Consider the following 10,359-nt stretch of genomic DNA (forward strand, 5'->3'; position numbering starts at 1 on the left):
CTCCGGCTCGACCTGGCCGACGGCGCCGACCCGGCCGAGGTGAGCCGCCAGGTGGCGCGGCTGCTCCAGGATCGGATGGGGCTGGCCGCCGCCCCGCAGAACCTGCCGGGGATGCCCGCCACGCCGCCGCCTCCGGTGCGCCGTCGCTCCGAGCGGCGCGCTGCCGAGACGCGCCCCGCCGAGGAGCGCGCCGGCGCCTCGCGTACCGGCCCGGCTCCGGCGGACCCGCGGGCGACGGACAGTCGCGACCCGCGCGCCCCGGAGAGCCGCCCCGGCCAGGAGCCCGAGGGGCGGGCCGGCCGGCTGGCCGAGGCGTCCGACCCGGAGAGCCGTAACGAGGCACGGGCGGAGCCGGAGACGCCGCGCCGGAGACGCCCGGCCGCGCCGCACCGGGGTCGGGCCACGGTGGAGGAGACGTCGCTCGCCGCCGCACCGGCCGGCGCCGCCACCGGCAGCCCGGCGACGCTCGGCACGTCGTACTCGGGTGGTCAGATGACCACGACGGAGACCGCGCCCTCCCGACCGCTGGACACCGGCGGCGCGCCGGGGCCCCGGGTGGTGATCGACCACGTCCAGGTGAGCACCTTCGGCCTCGACGCCACCGTCGAGGTCCGCCTGATCGCCGCGGACGCGACCGCCGAGGGCCACTCCACCGGCCCGGCCGTCGACGGCTACGTGCTGCGGCTCTGCGCGGTGGCCGCCGCGGCCGCCGTGGACGAGCTGCTGCGCGGCGCCGTCCAGCCGGGGGACCGGGGGCGCTGTTTCGTGGAGCACACCGCCGTGGTGCCGTTCGGCAACTGCGAGGTCGCCACCGTGGTGGTGCTGCTGGTCTGCGACGGGTGGGTGGAGCAGCTGGCCGGTTCGGCGCTGGTCGCCGGCGACCCCCGGCAGGCGGTGGTCCGGGCGACCCTGGCCGCCGTGAACCGTCGGCTCGAGGCGCTGCTGGCCTGATCCGCGACCGGTGTCGGCCAGCGGTGGCGTGGGAAACACTGGGAGCATGAAGCGCGCCACCCTCTGGCCGGACCATCTCCTGCCGGCGCACCACGTGCCGCCACCCTGGCCCGGCCGCGCGGTACGCCTCGACGGCACGGTCACCTACGTACGGGACACCCCGGCCACCGCGCCCGGCGCGGAGCCGGGGCTCTACGTGCACGGCCTGGGCGGTTCGTCGCAGAACTGGACGGACCTGGCCGGTCTGCTCGCCGACCGGCTGGACGGCCAGGCCATCGACCTGCCCGGCTTCGGGCGCAGCGAGCCGGGCCGGCGCTACACGATCCCCACCTTCGCCGAGCGGGTGGTGCGCTGGATCGAGCACAGCGACCGGGGACCGGTGCATCTCTTCGGCAACTCGCTGGGCGGGGCGATCTCGGTGCAGGTCGCGGCGTCGCGGCCGGACCTGGTGCGGACGCTGACCCTGATCTCCCCGGCGCTGCCGTTCCTGGACTTCCGGCGGTCCCTCCAGGGGCGGATGCTGCCGCTGTTGGCGATCCCCCGGGGCGAGCGGCTGGCCGCCTGGCGGCTGGCCCAGCTCGCTCCGGAGGTGACGGCCCAGCAGGTGATGGAGGCCTGCGTGGCCGACCTGTCCCGGATCTGCGACCAGCGCCGGCAGGAGGCGGTCGAGGAGATCCGGATCCGCTACGAGGCCGCGCACTACGCCGCCGCGTACGTCCGGACGTTCCGCGGTCTGGTCTCCAGCTTCCTGCGGTCGTACCTGCCGGGGTCGGGTTCGCTCTGGCGGCTGGCCGCCACGGTGCGGGCGCCCACGCTGGTCGTCGGCGGTCGGCAGGACCGGCTGGTCGACGTCCGGGTGGCGCCGCAGGCGGCCCGGGTCATCCCGGACAGCCGGCTGCTGATGCTCGACGGTGTCGGCCACGTGGCGCAGCTGGAGGTGCCGCGTACGGTGGCGCGGGCGGTGGTGGGGCTGCTCGCCGAAACGGGGGAGAGCGCGCGGGGCCACGACATGGCAGGCTGAGCCGGATGCCCAGTTCCCCCCGGCCGCGCCATGGCTCCGCGCGGCCTGCCCCCGCCGGCTACCGCACCGCTCGACCCGCCGCCCGCCGTTGGCGGCCGGCCATGGTGGTGCTCGCCTTCCTCGTCACCGCCGGGGTCGCCGTCGGCGTGGCGGTGCAGCGGCCGCCGGCCAGCGCCGAGGTGCTGGTGGACGACGCCTCGCCCGCCCGGCCGGCCGCCCAGCCGGCCGCGCTCGCGCCGCCCCCGTCGCCGTCCGGCCGGCCCCTGCCGAGCCAGTCGACCGCCGCCGAGCCGGTGCTGAGCCTGCCCGGCCCGGTGCCCTTCGCGGGCCGGGGCAGCTTCGGGTACGACGACCGCCCGGGCGGGGTGCTCGGGCGGTCGGGCACGCTGGGGCGCTTCCGGGTGGCGGTGGAGAACGGTTCCGGGGAGGACGTGCACGCCTTCGGCGACGCGGTGCAGACGGCGCTCGCGGGTCCGGGGAGCTGGGTGGACAGCGGTCAGCTGCGGTTGCAGCGGGTGTCGGCGGGTGTCGGCTACGACTTCACCATCTACCTCGCGACGGCCCGCACGGCGGGTCGGATGTGTCTGGCCGGGGGCACCGACATCCGGATCGGTGGGCGCCCGTACACCTCGTGCCGGGCCCCGGGCAAGGTCATCATCAACCTGGACCGCTGGCGGCTGTCCGTGCCGCACCTGGTGAAGGCCGGGTTGCCGCTGGAGCGCTACCGGCTCTACGTGATCAACCACGAGGTCGGCCACCAGTTGGGGTACCACCACGAGCGGTGCCCGGGCGCGGGCCGGCCGGCGCCGGTGATGCAGCAGCAGACGCTCTTCCTGAACGGCTGCACGCCCAATCCCTGGCCGTACGTGGCGGGGCGGCGGTACACCGGACCGCCGGTGTGATCGTCCCGAAGACAGTGGTGGGACGGGTTTTGCGCCAAGAGTGGTGAACCCGGCCGGATGCCCGGAATCGCATGGGACGCTGGGGTCATGACGCCGTCGTCCCCTTACGACCCGCCTGCCGAGCCCGACCGCGGCCCGGCCCGTCCCGCTGGCCCGGCCCGGCTCGACTTCGGCCGTCCGCCGGCGGCGACCGGTCACCCGGCGCCGGTCCGACCGACGAGGCGTCGGATGCGGGGTCGCCGTCGGCGCACGCTCCTGCTGCTGGTCGCCCTGCTGGCGGTGGCCGGCACGGCGGCCGGCCTGACCGAGCTCACCCCCCGACCGGCGGACCAGCGACCCGCGGCCGCCGGGAATCCACGGCCGGCCAGCGGGCTCGGTGCGGAACCCCGGGGGGAGCCCGGCCGGTACCCGACCGAGGCCTCCGGCAGCTTCGCCGCCGCCGACGGCCGCTCCCCGGTACGCGGCTACGGCGGCCCGCTGCGCCGCTACCGGGTCGCCGTCGAGCAGGGCGCCGGGCAGGACGTGGACGCCTTCGCCGCGACCGTGGACGAGGTGCTCGGCGACCGGCGCAGCTGGATCGGCTCCGGCGAGCTGCGGGTGCAGCGGGTGGCCGAGGAGGCCGACGCCGACTTCACCATCTACCTGGCCACCCCGGCGACCTCGGAGCGGATGTGCGCCGACGGCGGGCTGACCACCGAGCGGTACACCTCCTGCCGGCTTCCCGGCCGCGTGATCATCAACCTGGCCCGGTGGATGGAGTCGGTGCCCGACTACGGCGCGCCGTTGGTGGTCTACCGCACCTACGTGATCAGCCACGAGGTCGGGCACGAGTTCGGCGAGGTGCACCAGGCCTGCCCCGGGCCGGGCGAGCCGGCCCCGGTGATGCAGCAGCAGACGTACGGGTTGGACGGCTGCGTCGCCAACGCCTGGCCGTACGTGGACGGCTCCCGCTACTCCGGCGAGCCGGTCGACGGCATCTGACTATTCCCGCTCCCGCATGTCGGGCGACGTGTCCCTCCTCATGGCCGACCGGTGCTCCGCCGAGCGACAATGGCGCGGTTCACCAACGCCGATCCCGGGGAGTCCACCGTGTCGTTGCCCCCGCTCGTCGAGCCCGCCGCCGAGCTGACCGTTGACGAGATCCGTCGCTATTCGCGCCACCTGATCATTCCGGACGTCGGGGTCGAGGGGCAGAAGCGGCTGAAGAACGCCCGGGTGCTCTGCGTCGGCGCCGGCGGTCTCGGCTCGCCGGCCCTGATGTACCTCGCCGCCGCCGGCGTCGGCACGCTCGGCATCATCGACTTCGACACCGTCGACGAGTCCAACCTCCAGCGCCAGATCATCCACGGCGTCTCGGACGTCGGCCGGTCCAAGGCCGAGTCCGCCGCGGCGTCGATCCGCGAGATCAACCCGCTGGTCCAGGTGGAGATCCACAACACCGCGCTGGACCGGGAGAACGTCAGGGAGATCTTCTCCCAGTACGACCTGATCGTCGACGGCACGGACAACTTCGCCACCCGCTACATGGTCAACGACGCCGCGGTGCTGCTCGGCAAGCCGTACGTCTGGGGCTCGATCTACCGGTTCGACGGTCAGGCGTCGGTGTTCTGGGCCGAGCACGGCCCCTGCTACCGCTGCCTCTACCCGGAGCCCCCGCCGCCCGGCATGGTCCCGTCCTGCGCCGAGGGCGGCGTCCTAGGCGTGCTCTGCGCCTCGATCGGCTCGATCCAGGTCAACGAGGCGATCAAGCTGCTCACCGGCATCGGCGAGCCGTTGGTGGGCCGGCTGATGGTCTACGACGCCCTGGAGATGGAGTACCGCAAGATCAAGGTTCGCAAGGACCCGAACTGCGCGCTCTGCGGCGACAACCCGACGGTCACCGACCTGCTGGAGGACTACGAGGACTTCTGCGGCGCAGTCTCCGAGGAGGCGCAGGAGGCGGTGGTCGACTCGACCATCACCGCGCTGGAGCTGAAGGAGTGGCAGGACGCCGGCAAGGACATCTTCCTGGTCGACGTCCGGGAGCCCGCCGAGTACGAGATCGTGCGGATCCCCGGCTCGACGCTGATCCCCAAGGGCGACATCCTCTCCGGCGAGGCCCTGGTGAAGCTCCCGCAGGACAGGCAGATCGTGCTGCACTGCAAGTCCGGGGTCCGCTCCGCGGAGGCGCTCGCCGCGCTGAAGACGGCCGGCTTCCGCGACGCCGTGCACGTCCAGGGCGGCGTGCTCTCCTGGATCAAGCAGATCGACCCGTCGCTGCCCGCGTACTGAGTCGTCGGTCGAAGGGGCCCTTCCGCTGCCGGGAGGGCCCCTTCGCGTACCCGCCGGGGCCGGGCCACGTCGGCCGAGCTACCGAGGGCGTAACCGCGTTTGCGCCGGTAGCGTTGCCTTCGTGGTCGACTTGGACGCCGCGATCGGCTTCGTCGTGGCTCATGGTGACGCGGTGGACCGCGCCCGCCTCTCCCGGCTGCGCACCGGCACGCCGGTGCCGGTCGAACTGCTCGACGCGGCCGAGGCCGGGCAGGCGTCGGGTGGCGGCTGGCCGGCCACCCTGGGCAGCGACGTCGCCTCGATCGACGCGACCTGCTTCCGCCTCGGCGAGCTGGACGACCTCGGCGCGCTCGGTCGCCCGGCGGCCCGGCACGCCCTCGACTGGCTGGCCGTCCGGCAGCGCCCCGACGGCGGCTGGGACGAGGACCCGGCGCTGGCCGGGTTCGCCCCCGAGTGGGCCCGCCCCGGCGACCCGGAGGCCCAGCTCTACCTCACCGCCAACGCCGGGTTCTGGCTGACCGTCGCCGGGTTGGACGCCCGCGCCGCCGGCCCGCTCGACCATCGCGTCGGCGGGGCGTACGCCGGGGTGGTGCAGGCCGCGGCGCAGGCGGTCGCCGTGCAGCTTGCCCCGGACGGGAGCTGGCCGTCGTTCCTTCCCGCCGGCTGGCTGAGCGCGGCGGTGCTGCACCGGCAGCAGATGTACTACGAGTCGGCGCGGATCCAGGCGGTGCTGGCCGAACGGATCCCGGAGATGTCCCCGGCCGACGTGGCGTGGCTGGCCGCGACGCTGCGCCGGGTCGAGGTGGGCGAGGAGCAGTGGCTGCTGGTGTCGGCGCGCAAGCGGCTCGCCGAGACGCAGCGCAGCGACGGCGGCTGGGACAGCGACGACGGCCACCAGTTCGACGTGCACACCACCCTGCGGGCGATCCGGGCCTGCCGGCCGGCGGTCCCGGCCGTCGTGCCGGCGCAGCGCTCCGCGACCCCGGCGGACCCCGCGCCGCCGCAGGCCGCCCAGCCGAGCGGCTGAGCGGCGCCGCAGTCAGCGCAGGTGCCCGTCCCCGGTGACCACGTACTTGGTGCTGGTCAGCTCGGGCAGCCCCATCGGGCCGCGGGCGTGCAGCTTCTGGGTGGAGATGCCGATCTCCGCGCCGAAGCCGAACTCGCCGCCGTCGGTGAACCGGGTGGAGGCGTTCACCATCACCGCCGCCGCGTCGACCCGGGCCACGAACTCCCGGGCGGTGGGCTGCGAGTCGGTGACGATCGCCTCGGTGTGGCCGGTGCCGTACCGCCGGATGTGCGCGACCGCCGCGTCCAGCGAGTCGACCACGGCGACCGAGATGTCCGCGGACAGGTACTCGGTGGCGAAGTCCTCCTCGGTGGCCGGGACGACCGCGGCGGAGTAAGCGGCGACCCGGACGTCGCCGTGCACGGTCACCCCGGCGTCGGCGAAGGCGGCCAGCGCCGGCGGCAGGAACGCGTCGGCGATCCCCGCGTGCACTAGCAGCGACTCGGCGGTGTTGCAGGTGGACAGGCGCTGGGTCTTGGCGTTCAGGGTGACCGCTACCGCCTTGCCGACGTCGGCGGCGGCGTCCACGTAGACGTGGCAGTTGCCGACCCCGGTCTCGATCACCGGCACCGTCGACTCCTCGACCACGGTCCGGATCAGCGACGCGCCCCCGCGCGGGATCAGCACGTCGACCAGGCCGCGGGCGCGCATCAGCTCCTTGACCGAGTCGCGCGAGCCGGCGTCGAGCAGTTGCACCGCGTCGGCCGGTAGGCCGGCCCCGGCGACCGCGTCGCGGAGCACCGCGACCAGCGCCGCGTTGGAGTGGGCGGCCGAGGAGGAGCCGCGCAGCAGCGCCGCGTTGCCGGACTTCAGGCAGATCCCGGCGGCGTCCACGGTGACGTTCGGACGGGCCTCGTAGATGATCCCGACCACCCCGAACGGCACCCGGACCTGCCGCAGCTCCAGGCCGTTGGGCAGGGTCGAGCCGCGGACCACCTCGCCGACCGGGTCGGGCAGCGCGGCCATCTGGCGCAGCGCGTCCGCGATGCCGGCCACCCGCCCGGGGTCGAGCGCCAGCCGGTCCAGCACGGCCGCGGTCAGGCCGGCCTCCCGCCCGGCCGCCAGGTCCGTCGCGTTCGCGGCGAGGATCTCCGGGGTACGCGCCACCAGCGCGTCGGCCATCGCGGCCAGCGCGGCGTCCTTGACCGTACGGGTGGCGACGGCCAGCGCCTCCGCCGCGTCCCGGGCCCGCCGGGCCTGCTCGACGACGCTCATCCTGCACTCCTCGGGTGTCGGTAGGGGATCCCGTGCGGCACGGGGTTCCGGTTCACAGCAGCACCAGGTCGTCGCGGTGGACGACCTCCCGTTCGTACGCCGGGCCGAGCGCCGCGGCGAGTTCTCCGGTGGAGCGGCCGAGCAGCCCGGGCAGCTCCACCGCGTCGTAGTTGACCAGGCCGCGGGCCACCGGGGCGCCCTCGGCGTCCACCAGGTCGACCGGGTCCCCGGCGGTGAACGCGCCGTCCACCGCGGTGATCCCGGCTGGCAGCAGCGACTTGCGCCGGCCCACCACGGCCTGCACCGCCCCCGGGTCGAGGTGCAGCCGCCCGCGCGGGGTGGTGGCGTGGGCCAACCAGAACAGCCGGGCGGCCGGGCGCTGCCGTTCGGGGTGGAAGAGCGTGCCGACCGGCTCGCCGGCCAGCGCCTGGGCGGCCAGCGGGGCGGCGGTGAGCACCACCGGGATGCCGAAGCCGGTGGCGATCCGGGCCGCCTCGACCTTGGTCACCATGCCGCCGGTGCCCACCCCGGCGCGGCCGGCGCCGCCGACGTCGATGCCGGCCAGGTCGCCTTCGCAGTGCACCTCGCCGATCCGCGCGGTCTGCGGCCGGGACGGGTCGCCGGTGTAGAGGGCGTCCACGTCGGAGAGGAGGACCAGCAGGTCGGCGTGGACGAGCGCGGCCACCAGCGCGGCGAGGCGGTCGTTGTCGCCGAACCGGATCTCCTCGGTGGCCACCGTGTCGTTCTCGTTGACGATCGGCACCGCCCGCAGGTCGAGCAGCTTGCGCAGGGTCCGGTACGCGTTGCGGTAGTGCACCCGCCGGGTCACGTCGTCGACGGTGAGCAGCACCTGCCCGACGGTCAGGCCGTGCCGGGCGAAGCTGGCCGCGTACCGGCCGATCAGCAGGCCCTGGCCGACGCTGGCGGCGGCCTGCTGGGTGGCCAGGTCGCGGGGGCGCCGGGCCAGCCCGAGCGGGGCGAGGCCGGCGGCGATCGCGCCGGAGGAGACCAGCACCACCTCGCGGCCGTCGGCGGCGAGCGTGCCGAGGGTGTCGACCAGCGCGTCGACCCGGGCGTCGTCCAGCCCGCCGGCCGAGGTGGTCAGCGAGGATGAGCCGATCTTGACGACGATCCGCCGGGCCGCCGTGACTGCTTCGCGCACCCGACCATTCTGCGCGGTCGGGTCCGCCGCACCGATCGGCGTTCCCATATCGTGGCTGGCCGTGACACCTGACGAGTACGTCGAGGCGGTGCTGGACCTGGTCGAGCGGATCCCGCCGGGCCGGGTGATGTCGTACGGGGCGGTCGCGGACGCGCTCGCCGAGCGCTCGGGGCGGGCATCGGCGCGACTGGTCGGCTCGATCATGGCGCGGTACGGGGGCGGGGTGCCCTGGCATCGGGTGGTGAACTCGGCCGGGCGGCTGCCGCCGGGGCACGAGGTCGAGGCGCGGGCCCGCCTGCGGGCCGAGGGTTGCCCGCTGCGCCCGTCCGGGGTGGACATGGCGGCGGCCTGGTCGCCGGAGGAGGGGATGTGACCCGGGCCATAACGTGAGTAACATTCGGCCCCATGGACGCGACGGGGCCGACCGGGCGGCTGCCCCGCCGGGTGCACGCCGGCTACGCACTGGGCTCGCTGGTCACCGGCGCCTTCGGCACCGTGCCCGGGCTGCTGCTCCTGCCGTACCTGACCGACACGCTGGGCGTCGCCGCGGGCGTGGCCGCCCTGCTGGTGCTCCTGCCGAAGGCGTGGGACGTACTGGTCAACCCGGTCGCCGGGCGGATCTCCGACCGGACCCGGTCGAGGTGGGGCGCCCGCCGGCCGTACCTGCTGCTGGGCGGGCTCGCGCTGGCCGTGCTCTTCGCCGGGATCTTCGCCGCGCCATTCGGCGCCGGGCCGGCCGCCGGGGCGTACGTGGCGGTGGCGTTCCTGGCCACCGCGACCGCGTTCGCCTTCTTCCAGGTGCCGTACGTGGCCATGCCCACCGAGCTGACCGGCGACTACGCGGAGCGTACCCGGCTGATGAGCTGGCGGATCGCGGTGCTGGCGCTGGCCATCCTGGTCTCCGGGGCGGTGGCCCCGGCGGTGGTGACCGCCGGCGGCGAGGGGGTGGCCGGGCACCGCTGGATGGGGCTCTTCGTGGCCGCGCTGATCGTGGCCGGCGCGGTCGGCGCGTTCCTCGGCACCCGCGCCGCGCCGACCGGCACGGTGGGGGAGAGCGAGCCGAGCCTGCGCGCCCAGCTCGCGGTCGCCGGCCGCAACCGGCCGTTCCGGGCCCTGCTGGCCTGCTTCGTGGTGCAGTCCGCCGGGGTGGCCACCGTGCTGGCCGGGGTGAGCTACTTCGCCGACCAGGTGCTGCGCGACCCGGAGACCGGGCCCACCCTGCTCTTCGCCTGCTTCGTCGGGCCGGCGCTGCTGGTCATGCCGCTCTGGACCCGGGTCGGCGCCCGGGTGGGGAAGCTCGCCGCCCTGGTCGCCGCGTCGCTGATCTTCGCGGCCGGCGCGCTGGCCCTGGTCGCCGCGCCGGTGCTGCCGGCCGTCGGGGTCTACCTGCTGGTCGCGCTGATCGGCGTCGGCTACGCCGGCCAGCAGGTCTTCGCGCTGGCCATGCTGCCGGACTGCATCGCCTACGACACCGCGCGCACCGGCCGCCGCCAGGCCGGCGTCTTCACCGGCCTGTGGACCGCCGGGGAGACTGTCGGCCTGGCCCTCGGCCCCGGCCTGTACGGCCTGGTCCTCCAGGTCTCCGGCTACGTCTCGTCCTCGACCGGCCTCGCCGCCGCCCAGTCCGCACCGGCCCGCCTCGGCGTCCTCCTCGGCTTCACCGTCCTGCCCGGCCTCCTGGTCGGCGCGGCCGTGCTCCTGCTGCGCCCCTACGACCTCACCGCCTCCCGCCTTGCCGCCGCCACCCCCACCCGCCCCGCCGACCACGGCG

The 10,359-nt window shown here is 75.4% G+C and carries 9 protein-coding genes and 1 pseudogene; 8 read left to right on the top strand and 2 right to left on the bottom strand.

From position 1 onward, the window contains the following. The 6 genes and pseudogenes from DKT69_RS07305 to DKT69_RS07330 form a co-directional block, all read left to right on the top strand. Nucleotides 1-951, top strand: a pseudogene (locus DKT69_RS07305) (hypothetical protein); the annotation flags it as partial. Nucleotides 952-997: 46 nt separating this feature from the next. Continuing rightward, the gene (locus DKT69_RS07310) at nt 998-1,972 is read left to right on the top strand and encodes an alpha/beta fold hydrolase (protein WP_109800814.1); all 975 of its coding nucleotides are present in this window, start codon (nt 998-1,000) and stop codon (nt 1,970-1,972) included. A 5-nt stretch (nt 1,973-1,977) separates the two neighbouring features. Then, complete coding sequence (locus tag DKT69_RS07315; RefSeq protein ID WP_109800815.1) at nt 1,978-2,874, top strand: DUF3152 domain-containing protein; 897 nt, start codon at nt 1,978-1,980, stop codon at nt 2,872-2,874. A 228-nt stretch (nt 2,875-3,102) separates the two neighbouring features. Then, the gene (locus DKT69_RS07320) at nt 3,103-3,855 is read left to right on the top strand and encodes a DUF3152 domain-containing protein (RefSeq protein ID WP_236647385.1); all 753 of its coding nucleotides are present in this window, start codon (nt 3,103-3,105) and stop codon (nt 3,853-3,855) included. 69 nt (nt 3,856-3,924) lie between these two features. Then, nucleotides 3,925-5,145 carry an adenylyltransferase/sulfurtransferase MoeZ gene (moeZ, locus tag DKT69_RS07325; RefSeq protein WP_201749528.1) on the top strand — a complete coding sequence of 407 codons (1,221 nt, stop codon included), beginning with the start codon at nt 3,925-3,927 and terminating at the stop codon, nt 5,143-5,145. A gap of 121 nt (nt 5,146-5,266) precedes the next feature. Beyond that, entirely contained in the window at nt 5,267-6,172 is a 906-nt protein-coding gene (locus DKT69_RS07330) for a squalene--hopene cyclase (RefSeq protein ID WP_236647386.1), read from the top strand. A 12-nt stretch (nt 6,173-6,184) separates the two neighbouring features. Here DKT69_RS07330 and DKT69_RS07335 read toward each other — a convergent pair whose 3' ends face one another. Together DKT69_RS07335 and proB are read right to left on the bottom strand one after the other, a co-directional pair. Then, nucleotides 6,185-7,426, bottom strand: coding sequence for a glutamate-5-semialdehyde dehydrogenase (locus DKT69_RS07335; RefSeq protein ID WP_109800817.1), 1,242 nt, complete (start codon nt 7,424-7,426; stop codon nt 6,185-6,187). 52 nt (nt 7,427-7,478) lie between these two features. Then, nucleotides 7,479-8,588, bottom strand: coding sequence for a glutamate 5-kinase (proB, locus tag DKT69_RS07340; RefSeq protein ID WP_201749529.1), 1,110 nt, complete (start codon nt 8,586-8,588; stop codon nt 7,479-7,481). Between the two features lie 61 nt (nt 8,589-8,649). Between proB and DKT69_RS07345 the strand changes: the two genes are divergently transcribed. After that, nucleotides 8,650-8,961 carry an MGMT family protein gene (locus tag DKT69_RS07345; RefSeq protein WP_109800819.1) on the top strand — a complete coding sequence of 104 codons (312 nt, stop codon included), beginning with the start codon at nt 8,650-8,652 and terminating at the stop codon, nt 8,959-8,961. Nucleotides 8,962-8,993: 32 nt separating this feature from the next. Then, nucleotides 8,994-10,359 (top strand): MFS transporter (locus tag DKT69_RS07350; protein WP_109800820.1); only part of this gene is annotated, 1,366 nt, incomplete at its 3' end.

The organism is Micromonospora sicca (genome assembly GCF_003172935.1).
Taxonomy (GTDB): domain Bacteria; phylum Actinomycetota; class Actinomycetes; order Mycobacteriales; family Micromonosporaceae; genus Micromonospora; species Micromonospora sicca.